The sequence below is a fragment of the Candidatus Moraniibacteriota bacterium genome (assembly GCA_035390125.1).
Classification (GTDB): domain Bacteria; phylum Patescibacteriota; class Minisyncoccia; order Moranbacterales; family GWC2-37-73; genus DAOOTD01.
Genome location: DAOOTD010000001.1, coordinates 42888 through 60476 on the forward strand (window position 1 = coordinate 42888; position 17589 = coordinate 60476).

At 40.3% G+C, this 17589-nt stretch carries 17 protein-coding genes and 1 pseudogene; all 18 read left to right on the top strand.

Translation table 11 applies throughout. The features are described 5' to 3' along the window. The first annotated feature begins 97 nt into the window (after positions 1–97). The 18 genes and pseudogenes from PLR68_00235 (at position 98) to PLR68_00320 (ending at position 17588) form a co-directional block, all read left to right on the top strand. On the top strand, positions 98–298 hold the full coding sequence (locus PLR68_00235; GenBank protein ID HOW60170.1) for a hypothetical protein: 201 nt from the start codon (positions 98–100) through the stop codon (positions 296–298). After that, positions 283–1167, top strand: a complete 885-nt coding sequence (locus tag PLR68_00240; GenBank protein HOW60171.1) for a tyrosine-type recombinase/integrase — start codon at positions 283–285, stop codon at positions 1165–1167. Before PLR68_00235 ends, PLR68_00240 begins: the two co-directional genes overlap by 16 nt. Before the next feature lie 41 nt (positions 1168–1208). After that, a complete protein-coding gene (locus PLR68_00245) occupies positions 1209–2159 on the top strand; it encodes a hypothetical protein (protein HOW60172.1) in 951 nt (316 codons plus the stop codon). Between the two features lie 147 nt (positions 2160–2306). Beyond that, a complete protein-coding gene (locus PLR68_00250; GenBank protein ID HOW60173.1) occupies positions 2307–3272 on the top strand; it encodes a tyrosine-type recombinase/integrase in 966 nt (321 codons plus the stop codon). After that, the gene (locus PLR68_00255) at positions 3269–3688 is read left to right on the top strand and encodes a hypothetical protein (protein HOW60174.1); all 420 of its coding nucleotides are present in this window, start codon (positions 3269–3271) and stop codon (positions 3686–3688) included. The genes PLR68_00250 and PLR68_00255 overlap by 4 nt, the downstream gene beginning before the upstream one ends. A gap of 355 nt (positions 3689–4043) precedes the next feature. Next, the gene (locus tag PLR68_00260; GenBank protein ID HOW60175.1) at positions 4044–6587 is read left to right on the top strand and encodes a toprim domain-containing protein; all 2544 of its coding nucleotides are present in this window, start codon (positions 4044–4046) and stop codon (positions 6585–6587) included. 88 nt (positions 6588–6675) lie between these two features. Continuing rightward, positions 6676–6906, top strand: a complete 231-nt coding sequence (locus PLR68_00265) for a hypothetical protein (GenBank protein HOW60176.1) — start codon at positions 6676–6678, stop codon at positions 6904–6906. Next, complete coding sequence (locus tag PLR68_00270; GenBank protein HOW60177.1) at positions 6893–7957, top strand: DNA adenine methylase; 1065 nt, start codon at positions 6893–6895, stop codon at positions 7955–7957. The genes PLR68_00265 and PLR68_00270 overlap by 14 nt, the downstream gene beginning before the upstream one ends. Positions 7958–7977: 20 nt before the next feature. Beyond that, positions 7978–8616 carry a ParB/RepB/Spo0J family partition protein gene (locus tag PLR68_00275; GenBank protein HOW60178.1) on the top strand — a complete coding sequence of 213 codons (639 nt, stop codon included), beginning with the start codon at positions 7978–7980 and terminating at the stop codon, positions 8614–8616. Between the two features lie 36 nt (positions 8617–8652). Then, the gene (locus PLR68_00280) at positions 8653–9192 is read left to right on the top strand and encodes a hypothetical protein (protein ID HOW60179.1); all 540 of its coding nucleotides are present in this window, start codon (positions 8653–8655) and stop codon (positions 9190–9192) included. Further along, complete coding sequence (locus tag PLR68_00285; GenBank protein ID HOW60180.1) at positions 9179–10717, top strand: terminase large subunit; 1539 nt, start codon at positions 9179–9181, stop codon at positions 10715–10717. Before PLR68_00280 ends, PLR68_00285 begins: the two co-directional genes overlap by 14 nt. A 142-nt stretch (positions 10718–10859) precedes the next feature. Next, entirely contained in the window at positions 10860–11354 is a 495-nt protein-coding gene (locus tag PLR68_00290; protein ID HOW60181.1) for a hypothetical protein, read from the top strand. Between the two features lie 58 nt (positions 11355–11412). Beyond that, entirely contained in the window at positions 11413–12264 is an 852-nt protein-coding gene (locus PLR68_00295; GenBank protein ID HOW60182.1) for a tyrosine-type recombinase/integrase, read from the top strand. 317 nt (positions 12265–12581) lie between these two features. Further along, positions 12582–12890, top strand: a pseudogene (locus tag PLR68_00300) (TM2 domain-containing protein). Positions 12891–13695: 805 nt separating this feature from the next. Next, positions 13696–15015, top strand: a complete 1320-nt coding sequence (locus PLR68_00305) for a PIF1 family DEAD/DEAH box helicase (protein ID HOW60183.1) — start codon at positions 13696–13698, stop codon at positions 15013–15015. Between the two features lie 102 nt (positions 15016–15117). Beyond that, positions 15118–16065 carry a Fic family protein gene (locus PLR68_00310; protein ID HOW60184.1) on the top strand — a complete coding sequence of 316 codons (948 nt, stop codon included), beginning with the start codon at positions 15118–15120 and terminating at the stop codon, positions 16063–16065. Positions 16066–16077: 12 nt separating this feature from the next. Further along, complete coding sequence (locus PLR68_00315; protein ID HOW60185.1) at positions 16078–17001, top strand: nucleotidyltransferase; 924 nt, start codon at positions 16078–16080, stop codon at positions 16999–17001. After that, positions 16998–17588, top strand: coding sequence for a hypothetical protein (locus PLR68_00320; GenBank protein HOW60186.1), 591 nt, complete (start codon positions 16998–17000; stop codon positions 17586–17588). Before PLR68_00315 ends, PLR68_00320 begins: the two co-directional genes overlap by 4 nt. Position 17589 lies beyond the last annotated feature (1 nt).

The following is a 17589-nucleotide window of genomic DNA, read 5'->3' on the forward strand; positions in this document are numbered from 1 at the left end:
CTATAAATGGCCTTATTTTTGTTTTCAGAACAGTGGATAACTTTTCCTTGACTTCGTGTGCCACGAAGCTAATGTGTCATTGCCTTAATAAAAATATATGACAAAAGCTAAATTTATCGCATTCGAAAAAGTCAGACGCAGTAGGCTAACAAATATGTATGACATCAATGCTGTCCGGCTGATCGCTATCAAATACGGTCAGATGCTTACCAATAAAGATTGCTTCGACTGCATGCTCAACTACGACAAATACCGCCGAAAATATTTAGAAGATAAATCAATATGGAAAAAACAATAAAAAATACCACTGAAGAATTTCTGAGCTGGTTGCAGGTTGAAAGACGATTCGCACAGAGTTCAATAATTTCATACAGGTCACGACTGAAATGCATTGTGCGAGATATTGGGGATATTGAAATAGGAAATATTACCGCTGAACACATTTTCAGATTAAAATCCATCCTTTATGAACGAGAAAATTCTGAGGTGTTCACTGGCGTGGTAATGGCATCCATCAAGGGATTATTGCTCTACTCCAGAGACCTGCTGAAAATTCCTCTTCAGATTGATCCCAGCACGATAACCATCCCAAAACGCAAAAAGAAAGAAGTGGTTTATCTGACAGTCGATGAAATCAACCGATTTAGAAACAGTATCAATATTAACACGATCTGTGGTCTTCGCTTCAGGACGCTGCTTGAGGTGCTTCTGGGGACGGCCTGTCGCATCTCAGAGTGTTTAAATCTCAACAGAGACTCTATTTCACTGATTGAAAAAGAAGCGCGAATAATTGGCAAAGGTGGAAAGCAACGAGTTCTGTATTTTAATGACGAATCGCTTTACTGGATAGACAAATATCTGAAGAGCCGGAACGATAAGTTTCCGGCTCTTTTTATAACCACCGGCGAAAAACCGCGAAGACTGGCGAATCAAGATTTAAGTCGATATTTCAAAAGGCAACGGCTTCTGGCTGGTATTTCTAAAAAGGTCACCCCACACATTTGCCGGCACACGGCCGCAACAACAATGGCGATGAATAACTGCTCAGCTATCTTTATCAAGGAAATCCTCGGCCATAGTCGGCTTCAAACTTCGATTGATTACTATATTTCACTGGCTGACAAGCAAAAGGTGAAACAAGCGCACCAGACATTTCTGGTGTATTAAGCCTGTGATTCTAGGGAGATTTTGTGGTAGAATTGGATTATATGAAAGTAAATATACTCCAAAAATACTACGATAGCTTCATAGCCCAAAAAGATAACCAATCCTTTTTAATTGGGTTGGCCGATTATATCAGATTCATTTTAGCTGATGAAAAATCTAAGGAAATTATTTCAGAAATACAAAAATCCAAGGAGGCACTTTTGGCCGAAAAAGATAGTCTGGAGAAAACAGTTGACAGTGAAACAAGGATTGCCAAAAAAGAATACCTTGACATGACGGGATCATCAGAGACGGTTGATGATATTTCTCTCGCGGATAAAGTGCTCTATTCTCAGTCTCATCCGAAGTTGGCCGAGCTGGATAAAAAAATAAAAGAGGAAACGGAAACTTCAATTTGGGGAGCTTGGGATAAAATAAGTTCGGTTTATTCCGGATATTCAAATTCAACATTGAGCGACAATCTGGATATAGCGCGCTACGTGCCTTACGCGAATAGAATTCATAATTATCTCTTGGGAAAACTGGATGATAAAGCAGAATCAACTGGCAGTTATTCGGTTATGGATTTTAAGAAAAGCAATAATGATTCAATTTTGGAAAAGGATGGACTGAAAGACATCAGTTCCATCATAATCGTCACAAGAAACCCGGGACTTAGGGACGAGTCATTGTGGTTGGTTTTTAATAACGACTTTCGCAATAAAGTTAAATTTTTAGCCAAGAAAAAACAAGCAGGCGATAATTATATCAAGAAGCTACATGAGATTGTCGATAAAAGTAAATATGGCGCGAAGGTTCTACATGATCATCAGATAGCAACCACAATAAACTCAAAGATATTTAAAAGAGTGGGAGTCGCGGGGGTGTATAGGCAAAAGACAATTGTGGAAAAAGATGGAGATAATTTTGGGATAAATCAGGAAATTGATATTAATATTGTGCCAAAAGGAATGCTTAAGGAAGAGCAGGCTAAGTTTTTTCCAAAGGGATGATTTCCGAGTAGTTTCTGTCTGAAAATAATATTTACGAGAAAAGAATCGCTTATCAGAGCGGTTTTTTTGCGTTTGATTTACGAGCAAAGGTTATTTATTTGGTGCATGAAGTTGAGATAATAAGAGCATAAGATATAAAACCAATAAATGATTTCCATATTTTCCGACAACTTAAACCTTTCTGACAGTTTTGACCGCTTCTTTGAGGATATTGAGGCGAATTGTTCGCTGTCCAAAAGTTCAATCGAAAAATACAAGGAAATCCGTCCCCGGATAATTAAATTCTTTGGCAATATAAGCATAAAGAAGATTGATGCTCGGATGATTACTAAATATAAGCAGTATTTGAATCAATCAAGTCAGAAGAAAGACAACCTCAGTCCCAGTTATAAAAATCAGCACCTGACATTACTCCGTTTGCTTCTGAAATTTGTGAAGGAAAAAGAAGGCGCAAAGGTGATGGATTATGCTCAGATTTCCAAGTTCCGAGTTCCAATTAAGGAGGTTGAGACATTGAATGAGTCGGAGTTGTCCACGGTGCTTGACTACCCAAATGAGAAAACAATTACTGGGTGTCGACTGAAGGCATATTTTGAAGTTTCATTTTCAACCGGCTGTCGCGTGAAAGAAGTTTTGGGCTTGAAGATATCGGATATTAATTTCAAAGACAGGATTGCTCACATTCGGACGAAAAATAACAAACCTCACACCATTTTGTTTTCCGATTCCTCAATTGAAGCGATTAACAAATATTTGGCTATGAGGAAAGATAATCATCCAAATTTATTCGTGACTGCAACTCCCAATCCCAAACCATGGCAAACCAACGATGTTGAAAGGAGTCTTCGAATGATCGGACGAAAACTGAAGCTTAGTAAGAATCTCAGACCACATATTTTACGCAAATCAGCCGCGACGCACATGTATAAAAACAACGTTTCGCTCGGAGTCGTGCAAAATTTTTTAAACCATTCCTCCGCCAGAACCACGCTGACTTACTATTTAGGCAATTCGAATTTTGAAGAGCTAAGAAGGAATCACGACAGAGTTATGAATAATCTGGATTTTAGAGATAAGACAGATTCATCTGGAGAGGGGGTGAGAACTACATGAAGTTGCAGAAAAAGGAAACTATGGGGATGCCTTTCGCCAAGAAAGGAACAGATGTCAAAGAAGGAGACATAATCACCATAGGTAGTGAAGGGAAGATTGTGGAAACTCAATTCGGCTCACAGAACATTTTTGAAATCAAAACTGCTAATGGCGTGGAATTGGTTTTGGGTATCAACCAGACCAGCATCAATGCCTTGGTGGATGCTTTCGGAGAAGAAACTGCGAACTGGGTAGGCAAGAAGGTAAAAGTTCATTCATTTAAGCAAAATGTGGCTGGTAAATTTATACAGGTTTACTATGTCGCACCAGAAGGCTATGAAATGGGTGAAAACGGATTTGAGAAATCCGGATCAGTAGGAGTGGTTAACGCTCATATGAGTGAAGAATGCGCGGTTGTGGAAGACAACGCTTTCTAAGGTTAGTTTGTGTGCTGGGCAGAATTTTTCTGCTTAGCCATAAGTTAATTTTAACAGATAAAAAATTTTAAGAAAGGGATTGACAAGGCTATGAGAACTGATAAAATACAATTAGAAAATAAAATATTTGGACTTACTTCGTCTGGAGTTTCGCTGTATTCAGATGGTCGAAGTAGGAAGTCTTTCTCAATATTAGGTCTGAGAAAAAGTCCGCAAACAATTATCACTTTTAGTGGTAGGCGTTTGCGGGCTTTTTGTTTATTAAATTTTAACTAACTTGTTCGGTGGCTCCTGCTGGCCTTGGATGCGAACTATTCCGTCCATCCGAGGTCAACTGGAGTCACGACGGAATTATATGAACTACGGTAATATCTCGCCGCGAGAGTATCTGCGAGAAAAAAACATTGAATTCAGGGAAGTAAACGGTGAACTGGTAATGAAGTGCATTTTTGGAGATTGCGATAGCGACAGTACGGAAAACGAAGCGCATCTTTGGATGAATGCCGAGACTGGGCAATACCAATGCAAGAAATGCCAGGCAGAGGGAAACCTCCTAACGCTTGCTAAACATCTTGGCGATAGGATAGTTGATGTTGTTAAGCAGCCGAAAATTCAAAAACTTAAAAAGGTGTTTGATCCAAGCCTAGTGGATTTTTGCCATGACAGACTGCCGGATGAGATTAGAAAATATTTGAATAACCGCGGTTTGAATAACGAACTGATTAACGAATATAAACTGGGTTGGTGGGTTTCTCGAAATGGAAACAGAATAAGTATTCCGGTTAAAAACGAATCAGGCGAATACATATATTTGAAACTGAGGAAAGACCCGAGTGATTCGAGTAAGGGAAATAAGTATATTTTCTATCCCAATGCCAGTTCCAGCTTATTTGGCATAGAACTACTGCGAAAAGAAAAAGGTAGGGTATTTATTTGCGAAGGTGAGTTGGATTGCATCCTGCTTCAGTCGAAAGGATTGATAGCAGTAACTTCCACGGCCGGTGCGGGAACTTTCAAAAAGGAATGGATAAAGGAATTTGAGCATCTTAAGGAAGCATATATAGTTTTTGACAACGATGACGAGGGGAGAGCCGGATCGGAAATGGTGGCTAAAAAACTATCGGCCATTGACGGACTGGAGGTTAAAATAATTCGTCTTCCTGAAGCAGTGGGTGAAAAAGGAGATATTACCGATTATTTTGTAAAGCTGAACGGCACGAAAAAAGAGTTAACCAGATTGGCTGAACCGTTTGAAATGGAAACCGAAGAAGCTGAGGATGACGACACGGATGAAAGAAAAAACCAAAGCGACCTTATTGTTGAATTAGTGAAGGAAAACAAGAGGATTGTTCTTTTCCATGATGACGCTAGAAGTCCGTATATCAGTCTGCCGGTTTCCGGACATAACGAGATATTAAATCTGAAGGATCAGAATTTCAAATATTGGCTGGGAAAGAAGTTTTGGGATAAATACAAAAAGGCTCCCAATTCCGATTCCATTAACAATGCCCTTAATATTATTAAAGGTGAGGCAATATTTAACGGATCGGAATATAAGCTGGAATGTCGGGTGGCGATTAGAGACGATGCTATTTGGTATGATCTTTCCAATAAAAAATGGCAGGCAGTAAAGATTACCAAAGACGGATGGGAAATTGTGGATAATTCTCCGATAATGTTTCGCCGATATTCCCACCAGAAAGCGCATCCCTTGCCAGTAAGGGGAGTGGCCATTGAATTATTATTGCCATTCATAAACATTAGGGATAATGGACAACAGCTTTTGCTTCTGGTTTATATAATCAGCTGTTTCATTCCCGGCTTTCCACATCCGGTTATCAATATTTATGGTGCCCAAGGTTCAGCTAAGAGCACCCTATTCAAATTGATTAAAAAGTTAGTCGATCCATCGCTTATCGAGGTATCTAGTTTTCCCCAAGGCGAAGACAGTTTTGTTTTAAAGCTGTCTCATCATTGGTGTATTCTCTTCGATAATGTTTCCTTTTTGTCCGATCAGACTTCAGATTTGCTTTGCAAGGCAGTGACAGGCGCGGCCTTTTCCAAAAGAGAACTTTACAGCGATGACAACGATGTCATACATACTTTCCGGAGGTGCTTGGGAATAAATGGAATAAATTTGGTTACATCCAAGCCGGATTTATTGGAAAGGAGTTTGTTGTTTGAACTGGACAGAATTCCGCCAGAAGACCGAAAATTGGAGCAGGATATTATTGATAATTTTGAGCAAATGTTGCCGGAACTATTAGGAAGCATTTTTGACATAGTCTCTGAAACAATGAAAGTTAAACCAGGGATGAGTGCTCAAAATTTGACCAGGATGGCTGATTTTGCCCATTGGGGTTCGGCTATTGCCAGAGCTTTAGGGCACAAGGAGACAGAATTTCTGGAAGCTTACCGCAATAATATAGCCAACCAGAATAACGAAGTGCTTTTGGAGAATTTCGAAGCTATAACCATCCTCACTTTTATGGAATACAGGGATGAATGGGAAGGAACCGCGTCGGAACTACTGGAAGAATTGAAAATTATAGCTGGAAAGCTGCAAATTGACATCAAAGAAAAAGGATTTCCTAAAAGTGCCAATAATCTTAGTAAAAGAATCAACCGTCTGAAAACTAACTTGGAAGAAGCTGGGATAAAAGTTTACCGCAAGGAAGAAAACAGGCAAAGGATAATACGCTTCCAACGAGTTGGCAAATCAGTCGTTTCTATCGATGCATCGTTGCAAGATGGCGTTTTAAATAACGATAGCAACGGTAAAAACGATGAAAACGCAAGCTTGTCGGAGCAAAAAAGCTTGCTTGAAAAGGAAGGAGGTGTAGTTGAAGCGGAAAAATACAGCGATGAATATGACATTGCTGAGGAAATAGATTTTTAGGTAGGAGTTAAACAATGTCTTGCAATGTCCAGCAGCTGGACAAAAAAGGCTTTAATAAGGGGAAAAGTAATCAATAATCATCAAAAATATGACCAACACTAAAAAGAAAATTGAAGAGCTGAATCAGGTTCTTTCCGATCACTCCGATATGAGGGGAAGTCGGCAAGTGTTCTATCTGTTTCCGCAATTCTATCAGGAAAAGTTATATAAGCTGGAAGTCCTGCTTTCTGAAAAATATGGCATCGCGGGAAAGTCCAAAATTATAGCTCTGGCAGTAAGCTATCTAATCAAGGAAATAGAAAAAGATGAAAAAGTATAAGTTTCAGTCGGCAAACTTTCCCTATCTGGGAAGCAAAATTAGGCAAAGTTCCACCTTGGCGAGTTTTGTAAAGCCAGAAAAGCACAAAGTGCTAATCAGTCCGTTTGCCGGCGGTTGTTCTTTTGAGCTATTCGCTAAACATAGGCTGGGATTGAAAATAATCTCTAATGATTGGTCTCTGGTTTCATATGTTGCCCAGAAAGCATTATTGGAAAATAACACCGCGAAAATATCGCTGAATGATATTTATTATCTCTTCAGAGAAAATACAAACGATGGTTTCGTCAGAAAAAATTACAACAAGTTTTTTACTGATGAAATTTGTGAATTTCTAGACAGAGCTACGGAGAATATTCGACAGCTTCCGGACAGCTACCGAAAATATCTACTTTCCCACTTAATAATCTATTATATTCTCCATACCCTGCCTTACGGCAAATTCGGATGCACCGCGGATATCAGGAATGTTAAGGCTGTGGGGATGGAATTGGCGGTGGCAGAAGCGGTGAAGACATCAGATTCGAGAGCCAATAAACTGCTGAAAAGTGTCCAACATCCGCTGATCATTCTCAAGAAATTGGTGAGGGGAATAAATGCCGGGGTGAAAAATAATAACAAGGTCAATGTGGCATACAACGAAGATGTGCTTGAATTCCTGCCCAAGACAAGGGAATTTGAAAATGAGGCTGTAATGATGGCGGACGCGCCATATTTCGAATCGACGAGTTATTCAATGTATGATGCTTTTTCAGAAATTCTGCTGGGCAAGAAAATCCCTAAAAGCAATAGTGCGTTCAACAGCAAAGAGGTAGAAGAGTGGTTTGATAAATTCTTTGAAGCCTGCCAGCACATTGATCTATGGCTCTTGACCTATGGAGCCAAGGTGGACGAGCCGGGCGCGCTTCATTCGGATAAGTTTCTGGAGATGGTCAAAAAACACCGACCAAATGCGAAACTGCTGATGCTGGAAAATTTCAGCTGGAGCATTAACAATTTATCAGGCAAGAGTCCCAGGGAATGCGAAGAATTTATCGTAATCGCAAAAAAGTAATCAATTAACCAAATGCCAAAATGACAAACCAAAAAATCTATTCAGAAGTAAAACTAGTTCCCATTGGGGAAATTAAGCCCAGCCCTTTTGAAAATGCCAATGAGTTTTCCGAAGAACTTTACGAGGCACTGAAAACAGATATTGACGAATATGGATTAGTCGGACAAGCCTTGGTGGTAAATTCCAAGGACAATACGCTGATTGACGGACACCACCGGCTCAAGGTGATGCAGGAGCTTGGATACACGGAAGTGCCAGTGGTATTTTACGAACCCAAGGATGGGATTGAACACAAAATTCTTTCCATCGCTTGGAACAGGAAACGCGGCACATTCAACGAACAGATACTACACAACACTATCAAAAGCATCCACGATTCAGGAGTATATGGTCTGGAAGAATTGGCTGTGAGATTGGGCTTCAACTATTCAGAAATTCAAGAAAAATTGGAAGCGATAAAAATTGACGAGAATTTGATTAAAAAACTGGAAAGTGATGCCAAAGAACAAGAGGAAGCATTGCCAGTCTTAATGACATTTTCACTGAGTAAAAAGGACGCTGAACTGGTGGAAGAAGCATTGGAATGGGCTAAACAAAAGACCAGAGGAGAAGCGTTAGCGAAGGCGTGTGCGATGTATCTTGGCTTCGCCAAGGAATAGGCAGGAGAAATATAAAGGGAAAAACAGTAAAAATTTATGGCTGAAAGTAAAAAACCAGTATTGATGGGACCGAAAACAGAAGAGGGGATAAAAAAGGTTACCCAGAATCTCAAAAGAGAATCGGTCTTAAAGTCGGGCGGATTCGCCTTTTTGAAGTCCGGTTTAGCCCCAAACTGCCAAAGCTGTATCTTTAGCCACGAGTGCGAGCATTACGCGCCTGAAGCCAAATTTTGCCGAGCAGTGCTGGAATTTGAGAGCCAATTGGAGGACCAAATTATGGCTTTGCCCCAGATTCAGGAAATAGACCGCATTTTGGTCAAAAGGCTCGTGAGAAACTATGGCTTCCTATATATCACGGATAAGTGGTTAGCCAAAGCCTCTCCGTTCCTATTGGAAAACAAGCAGTTTGATTTTCAGCCAATCCTGAAAACCAGGACAGTTTATGAGCGCCTCATAATCCACTTCTGCAGTGCTTTAGGATTAACTCCGGAAGCTAGAAGCAGAATCGGACTGAATGTGGCACAGACATATAGTTTGGCTAAAGAATTAAGCGAACTGGAATATGACGAAGATTAAACCCATCACCAGAGAAAAACTGATTGAATACAAAAAAGACATTGTTGTCTTTCTTCAGGAACAATACATCCTAGAAGATGGTAAGCCGATTAAACTGGAGGAATTTCAAAAGAAAATCCTCAGAGATATTTTCCAGACCAAAAATACAAATGGTTTCAGGAAATACAACCTGGTTTTGATTGGCGTGCCAAAAAAGAATGGAAAATCCACGATGGCATCGGCAGTGGCTTTGTATTCCTTGTTTACTGAAATGAACGGCGAAGTTTACGGAGCGGCAGGCGACAAGGATCAGGCCAAAATTATTTTCCAGATGACCAAGCGAGCCATTGAAAGAAATCCCATTTTGCTTGATTCAGTGAGAATCTACAAAGATGAAATTGTGGTTCCCAGCACAAACAGTGTCTATCGCGTTCTCTCCGCTGACGCCCCAACTGCCCATGGTTTGAATCCCTCCTGCGTGATTTTCGATGAACTTTGGAATCAACCCAATCGTGACCTGTATGACGCGCTAACGCAAAGTCCAGTCCGAAAAGAACCGCTGACTTTTGTGGTAACTTACGCCGGAACAGACCAGACCAGTTTGCTCTATGACATCTATCAGACAGGAATGCAAAAGCGAGACTCCAAAATGTATTTTTTCTGGAGTGAAAATAATTTGGCGAGCTGGGTGAATGAGGAATATCTGGAACAGCAACGGATGCGTCTGCCAGCTGGAGTGTATCAACGACTCCATGAGAACAAGTGGGTGCAGGGTGAAAATGCGTTCATTCAAAAATCGGAAGTGGAAGCCTGTAAAGATTATGCTTTGAAGCCCCAGCTTAACGGCAGGGAAAATATAAAGTATTATCTGGCAGTGGATTTGGGATTAATCCGCGACAGAACAGTTTTGACGATTTGCCACAAAGATAAAAATGATAACCTTATTTATCTCGACTTCATCAAAACTTATCAAGGCACCAAAAAGAACCCGGTGCTCATCAGCGACATTGAGTCGGATATCCTTTGGGCGAATCAAAATTTCAACATCAGAAAAGCCATTTTGGATATCTGGCAGATGAAAAACAGCGCCCAGAAATTAAAAAGGATGGGAGTGAGAATAGAAGAATTTACATTCACATCAAGCACTATTCAGAAATTATCCCAGAACCTCTTCTACTTGTTTCATAATTCTCTCATCAGAATTTTCCCTTGCAAATTGCTGGAAGATGAACTACTGAGTCTGAACGCCGAAGAAAAATCGTATGGTTGGAGATTGGATCATAAGTCGGGAGGATTTTCTGACCATGTCATAAGTCTTGGGATGAGCAGTATGTTCGCCATCCAAGATGAACGGGCGAGTGCTGGAGTGCTCATTTCCGAAAGTCCAACTTTTGAAGAGTTCGAAGCCCAGCTCAAAAAAGAGGAACAGTTACGAGGCAAGGTCATTGAAGCAGGAGTAAAGAAGCCAGAACATATTAAACCTAAACAATCCTTTCCCACACTCAAAGAGTTGGAAGAGTTTCGGGCAAGGAAATACATTCTATGAAGACCAAAACCCAGTCGCTGTTATCGTCCCTGTTTATATCGGCATTATTCGCAACATTCATTTGGACAATGTATGAGCGCTATTGCCAAACAGTCAGATAATAGCTGTTGTCAGTCCCTTTTAATTTGTAATTTTAACCAAAATGATAATCATTCAATTTTTACGAGAAGTGAGCGCGGGAAGATTCTTCCATAATTTGAAAGATGTGAAGAAAATTCATCCAGTTTTTAAGCGGTATATTTCAGAAGTTGGTGAGGATAAGTATCTTATTAAAGACGATGAGAAAATAGTGGCAGAGTGTCGTTTTGATATTTCTGATTTGGAAATGCTTTGCGAAGCGCGATTCTATAATCTAAAAGGCGACCAAGAGTCGCTAAAAAAACTGATTGTTTTTACTCTTCCCAGATATATTGATGAACGAGCTTTCATTGCCGACAGCAACGGTCTGGGATATTACTTCGATGCCACCAATCATTTCCTGATTGACGGTGATAAGTATTATTTAATCGGCAATGATGATGAAAAGCTAATTCCCATTGAGCATTACCGCCTGCCGATAGAAGTGAAAAGGGAAGATTGGCAGGAAAAGCTGAAGAATCTCTTGGAAAAAGCCAAAAGCCAAGGAGTGGATAAGTAGGCCTTGATAGTATTCCCCAAAGAGCTATGGTGTGTCCATAAGTTAAGAGTAAAACAAAATGGATCATATCAAAGACTATTTGGATTACCTGAAACTGGAGCGGTGCTTAAGCGAGCACACGGTCAGGGTCTACAAAAACAATCTGCATGAGTTTCGTGATTATTTAGGAAAGAGCGGTTCAATTAGGGCGACAAAGAGGAAAGACATCCGAGCCTTCCTCTTTTCGTTAGCCAATCAGCCGATTACCAAAAGATTGAAACAAACGACCCTGCGAAATTTCTTCAGATTCTTGGAAGACGAAAATATCATCAGAGATAATCCGATGAAAAATCTGCCGATGCCCAAAGTAATCAGCCGTGAGCCAAGTTATCTTTCAGAATTAGAAGTCAGGAAATTGATTGGCGCGGTGGAAAAGGATGAGTCCAAGTTTCAACCAAGAAACGAGGTGGCAGTTAGGATTTTAGCCGAGACAGGCTTTCGACTCAGTGAATTGACCAATATAAGCCTCAACGACATCAATTTGGAAAACAAAACCATCCGTATTAGGCGGAAAGGCAATGTGGAACAGGTTGTGCCGATTAACAAAAGACTAGCCAAATTATTGAAAGTATTTATGAAGGGCAAAAAACCAAATGAACCGCTGATCAAAAGCAGTCTGGGGAAAAGAATGACTGCGAGGAGGGTTTCTTTGATGCTTCAGAAGTATTTGGAAAAAGCCGGAGTAGCAAGAAAAGGAATATCAGTCCATAGCCTTCGTCACAGCTATTGTGTGAGGCTTTTGGAAAAAGGGGCGAGTCTCCGGGCGACTCAGATTTTGCTCGGACATAAATCTATTGCTACGACGGAAAGATATATGCATCTCACTAAAAATCAGCTGGCGAAGGAAGTGAAGCTGTCCCAGATAGATTGACCGGAGTTCTTTGAAAACTAAAAAAAGAAAACCGATAAGTTAATGGATGGAGAGACAGGATGGACGGGTTGATTTTCGCCGATATAAATGTAATAATAAAATCAACAATTAAATGCCTAACCCTTGTGAGTAAAATCGCAAGGTATGGTATGAAAACCGACTAAAGTGTATTAAGCTCTCCATCCAGAGCACTTTAGTCGGTCATGTCTCGAAAGGGATATGGGTGTCCGCAAGGACATCGCTGGTGGGGAGCTTTGTGTTTTTCTGCCAGCGAAAACTGGCAGTTTTTTAATTCATTAAAAAAACCGACTAAAAAAATGGAAACACAAAACAAGAAGTGCCAATTTTGCGGAGAAGAAATTCTTGCAGAAGCTAAAAAATGCAAACACTGCGGAGAATGGCTGGAGACAGGACACGAGCCAGTTAAAAATTCCAAGAGTAAAGTAGTCGCCTTTTTATTGGCTTGGCTTTTGGGAGGACTGGGAGCGCACAAGTTTTATCTGGGAAAAACAGGACAAGGTTTTCTGTATTTGATATTTTGTTGGACGCTGATTCCATCGTTTGTCGCTTTCTTTGAAGGCATCGGATACATCGCCAGCAGTGATGAAAAATTTGCGAGCAAATATATCAATGGTTCAAATAATAATGAAAACAAGAAAGAAAGTTCTTTCAAGAAAATACTGCTGGCAGTGATAATCGCGGTGGGTGCTTTCTCAATACTGCTGGTTGTGATCGGCAATTCAATGGACGAGGTTGAAAAGAAAAAGAACGAGGCTGTTGTCCAGCCAGCGGAAACTCCAAAGCAGGAAACAGCACCGATTGAAACTGCCCAGGAAAAAATCGTGAGCTATCGGGAATTGAAGAGCTATGAAAAATCTGGCAAGACCTGGAAAAGCATAGTCATCCCTCCCAAAACTTCTCAGGCAGATTTGATCGCATTGGCTAAAGATCTGCACAAAAAAGATGCCAAGAGCTATTTTCACATTTTTGACGATGATGCCAAATTTCAGGAATATATGGATTGGGATATAAATTATGGGAAGGTGAGGGATAAAGACGGAAAAGTAAAAACGATAGATCAATGTTCAGATATGAATTATTGCCAATCGCTTGTCCAACAACAAAAATATGCCTATCCCTTTCCAGAGGCATGGAGTGACAAACACGAGATTGCCATGATCAACGAGATGCTCGACATCAGCAGTGGAATGATGAAGTGGAAGCTGTCCAGTCCGCTGGGAATTGAAATAGTGGGGTTATAGGCTAAGAAAACCGGGGCGAAATGCCTCGGTTTTGTTATGCGGTGGCATCATTTACCCAACTTCAGATAAAAGTCGCACAAATCGCAGAATTTGGCGAAATTTAGGCTCTAAAACCCTTTACCAGAGGTCTGTTTTCTGCTAAAATTGAAGAATAAATGAGGTAAAAACGATGAAGCAGAAAACCGCTCTGGACATTTTGAAATTGGGACACAATGTGTTCCTGACAGGCCCCGCCGGAAGCGGGAAAACTTTTTTATTGAACCAATATATCGATTATCTCAAAAGCAAAAATATCGGAGTGGCGGTGACAGCCTCCACTGGAATTGCCGCGACTCACATGAACGGGCAAACCATCCACAGCTGGTCAGGAATGGGCATCAAGGATGATCTGACTCAAGGGGATTTGCATAAACTCAAAGGCAAATTCTATTATCGCAAACGCTTTGCCAAAACTGGCGTCCTTATCATAGACGAAATATCCATGCTTCATGCTCATCAGTTGGATATGGTCAACAAAGTTTGCAAACTTTTCAAAGACCCATTCTTGCCATTTGGCGGATTGCAGGTAATTTTATGCGGAGATTTTTTTCAGCTTCCGCCAGTTGCCAAAGAAAACCAAAAATCCAAGTTTGTAATTGAGTCTTTGGCTTGGCAGGAAATGAATCCGCAAATCTGTTATCTGGAAGAACAATACCGCCAAGAGGATGAAAAGATGACTAAAATTCTTAATGCCATCAGAAACCAGCAGGTGGATGATAAGATTTTGGGTTTAGTTTTGACGAGAGAAAATAAGCCGATCAGAAGCGATATTTATCCGACTAGGCTTTTTACTCACAACGCCAATGTGGATGCTATCAATAATTTAGAGCTGGACAGAATCAAAGAAAAACCTTTAGCCTACAAGATGCACTCGGACGGCAATGAAAAATTGGTGAACATCATCAAAAAAGGATGCCTTGCTCCGGAACGGCTAGTGCTGAAAATTGGAGCGATGGTGATGTTTGTCAAAAACAATTTTGATCGCGGTTATGTTAACGGCACCTTAGGAAAAATCATTGGCTTTGACGAAAACAAATTGCCGATAGTGGAAACTTTTTCAGGAAAGGAAATTGTAGCGACTCCAGAAAAATGGGCGATTGAAGAAGATGATATAGTGATCGCATCTATCACTCAAATTCCACTTCGTTTGGCTTGGGCAATTACGGTTCACAAAAGTCAGGGAATGACACTGGACGCGGTGGAAATGGATTTGAGCAAATCATTCGAATACGGAATGGGATATGTGGCGTTGTCGCGCCTGCGAACTTTGGATGGTATAAAGCTTTTGGGAATCAATGAAACCGCGCTAGAAGTTAATCCTGAAATTTGCGAACTGGACAAAACACTTCAGGAGTTATCTGAAGCCAGTGTGGTGGAAGTATCAAGCTTAAGCTGGTTTAATAAGAGGACGAAGCAGAAGGAGTTTGTGAAGAAGGTTTCAAAGATTTAGAGTCGGTGGCTTTTTCAAGCATTTGGGCTTAAGACAGTATTATTGACTAGTTTCCTTAATATGGTATACTGTAAATAATCATCTAAACCAACTTAAGAATATATGCAATATTTAGACAAAAAAATCCAAAAAAGAATTGATGACAAATTGAAGTTGCTGAATTCTTTTCGTCCACTGCCATCCTCTGCAGTTAAAAAACTCAGGGAACAATTTGAAGTGGAAATGACCTATAATTCCAATGCGATTGAGGGTAACAGTTTGACTCTCAAAGAAACCTATCTGGTCATCAATGAGGGCATAACCATCAAAGGCAAGCCACTAAAGGATCATCTTGAGGCTAAAAGCCACAAGGAGGCTTTGGACTATTTGTATTCACTGGTGGAAAGCGGAAAGAACAATACCGTGTCGGAAAGGTTTATTAGATCGCTGAATCAAATCGTGATGCAAGATATTGATAAAGAATGGGCGGGAAAATACCGAAACAGCGGGGTGATTATTGGTGGAGCGGATCACAAACCGCCGGAAGCTTTAGAGATTCCGAGACTGATGCAAAATCTTATCAGTTGGGTCGGGGATAACAGTAAGAAAAAAATGCACCCAGTGGAATTAGCCAGTATTTTGCACCACAAGTTGGTCTATATCCATCCCTTTTTTGACGGCAACGGCCGGACTTCACGCTTGACGATGAATATTGTTCTGATGCAGTCAGGATTTCCCCTGGTAATTGTCTTAAAGAATGATCGCAAAAGATATTATCGGTCGCTGTCTCTGGCAGATAAGGGCGACTATGTTCCGTTTGTGAACTTCATTGCTCGGGCGGTGGAGAGAACATTGGATATTTATCTGAAAATACTAATGCCAAGCAAGAAAGGCAAAGAGGAATTTATCCCGTTGGCAGAATTAGCCAAGGATACAAAATTTACGGAAAAATATCTGAATCAACTGGCTCGCAGTGGAAAACTGGAGGCGCACAAGGAAGGACGCAATTGGCTTACCTCCAAAGATGCACTGAAAAGATATTTGGACAGCAGGGAAAGAAAGAGGAAATAATCTTCGAATTCAATGGCAATCTATGAATCGCAAATTAATACCTGGGCAAATCAAGGAGCGACAGTAAGTGCTGCCGCTACTTATACTTCGGTAAAAGCAGCTCTTGAACACGAAAAATCTCCCATAAAGGAACTTATTGCAAATAAAAAAGTAATTGTTTATCTTCAGGGTTCATACAGAAACGGAACTAATATCCGTGGCGACAGCGACGTGGATATTATCGTTGAATTGAAAAAAACTTTCGGACACGATTTATCCAGTCTTTCCAAAGAAGAGGCGATCCATCATGAATTATCCCATAGCCCGGCTACTTATACTTGGAAAGATTTTCGTTTGGACGTAATCAAAGCGCTGGAAAGTTATTACGGAAAACTTCTTGTTGATTCTAGCGGTAATAAATCAATAAAATTGTTGCCGACATCCGGCAGAATTAAAGCCGATATTGTTCCAGTTATTCACTTTAGAAAATATTGGTCATTCAGTGGGTCGAATGATTATCTGGCGGAAGAAGGCATAAAATTTTATCACCTGAAATCTGGACATGCTATCGTGAATTATCCAAAACATCATTATGATAATGGCGTTGAGAAAAATGATAAAAACAGAACAGCTGGATTATTCAAGCCATCTGTCAGGGTTTTCAAAAATGCACGAGAATATCTCATTGACAAGAGATTAATCACTGGCGACATTGCTCCGTCCTATTTTTTGCAGAGCCTTATTTATAATGTTCCGGACAGTTGTTTTTGCAACAGCAATCACGATACCTACTTCAATGTTCTCAAACATCTTTATGAAAATTCTCTGGATGAATTTATTTGTCAGAATGAACAGACGCTGCTTTTCGGAGATACACAGGAGCAATGGAAAAAAGATGATGCGGAAAAGTTTATTGCTAATCTTGTTTATCTTTGGGATAACTGGGAAACGATATGATGCACCCCTATTCAACGAATACCAATGAAAGAAAAATAATCCCTTTCTATCTTGCTTGTATAGCTATTGTTTTAACCTGGGGAATGAGCGCAATTCTTGCAAAACTGCAAATTTCTTTTCCTTGGTGGGCAAGCGCGCCATCAGTTATGGGAATATACGGTCTACTATATAGCGTATTTGACAAATTTATTTGGCGAAAACCCTTTTTGAAAAAATTGGGGATAATTAAAACCCCGGATATTTCAGGAAAATGGAGGGGGAAGCTACAATCATCTTTCAATTCTCAAGATTTCGTAAATACTGATGTTAAAATATCTCAAACCTGGACAGAAATTGAAATTTTACTAAAGACCGATAATTCTTGTTCAAATAGTACGGTTGCTTCAATAATGGTAGGGGTTTCAAATAATGCCTCGCTTCATTATCAGTATCAGAATAATCCCAAATCAAGTTCTGTTGATAGCATGCAAATCCATTATGGAACAACTTATTTATCCTGTTCTGGTGATAAATTAGAGGGCGAGTATTATTCTGGGCGTGGTCGTCAGAATATTGGAAGCATAGAACTGCACAAGGTTATTGAATAAG

Bases quoted from the DNA above. Each gene is read 5' to 3' on its own strand.
- PLR68_00235 (HOW60170.1), top strand. From the start codon at position 98: ATGACAAAAGCTAAATTTATCGCATTCGAAAAAGTCAGACGCAGTAGG.
- PLR68_00240 (HOW60171.1), top strand. From the start codon at position 283: ATGGAAAAAACAATAAAAAATACCACTGAAGAATTTCTGAGCTGGTTG.
- PLR68_00245 (HOW60172.1), top strand. From the start codon at position 1,209: ATGAAAGTAAATATACTCCAAAAATACTACGATAGCTTCATAGCCCAA.
- PLR68_00250 (HOW60173.1), top strand. From the start codon at position 2,307: ATGATTTCCATATTTTCCGACAACTTAAACCTTTCTGACAGTTTTGAC.
- PLR68_00255 (HOW60174.1), top strand. From the start codon at position 3,269: ATGAAGTTGCAGAAAAAGGAAACTATGGGGATGCCTTTCGCCAAGAAA.
- PLR68_00260 (HOW60175.1), top strand. From the start codon at position 4,044: ATGAACTACGGTAATATCTCGCCGCGAGAGTATCTGCGAGAAAAAAAC.
- PLR68_00265 (HOW60176.1), top strand. From the start codon at position 6,676: ATGACCAACACTAAAAAGAAAATTGAAGAGCTGAATCAGGTTCTTTCC.
- PLR68_00270 (HOW60177.1), top strand. From the start codon at position 6,893: ATGAAAAAGTATAAGTTTCAGTCGGCAAACTTTCCCTATCTGGGAAGC.
- PLR68_00275 (HOW60178.1), top strand. From the start codon at position 7,978: ATGACAAACCAAAAAATCTATTCAGAAGTAAAACTAGTTCCCATTGGG.
- PLR68_00280 (HOW60179.1), top strand. From the start codon at position 8,653: ATGGCTGAAAGTAAAAAACCAGTATTGATGGGACCGAAAACAGAAGAG.
- PLR68_00285 (HOW60180.1), top strand. From the start codon at position 9,179: ATGACGAAGATTAAACCCATCACCAGAGAAAAACTGATTGAATACAAA.
- PLR68_00290 (HOW60181.1), top strand. From the start codon at position 10,860: ATGATAATCATTCAATTTTTACGAGAAGTGAGCGCGGGAAGATTCTTC.
- PLR68_00295 (HOW60182.1), top strand. From the start codon at position 11,413: ATGGATCATATCAAAGACTATTTGGATTACCTGAAACTGGAGCGGTGC.
- PLR68_00305 (HOW60183.1), top strand. From the start codon at position 13,696: ATGAAGCAGAAAACCGCTCTGGACATTTTGAAATTGGGACACAATGTG.
- PLR68_00310 (HOW60184.1), top strand. From the start codon at position 15,118: ATGCAATATTTAGACAAAAAAATCCAAAAAAGAATTGATGACAAATTG.
- PLR68_00315 (HOW60185.1), top strand. From the start codon at position 16,078: ATGGCAATCTATGAATCGCAAATTAATACCTGGGCAAATCAAGGAGCG.
- PLR68_00320 (HOW60186.1), top strand. From the start codon at position 16,998: ATGATGCACCCCTATTCAACGAATACCAATGAAAGAAAAATAATCCCT.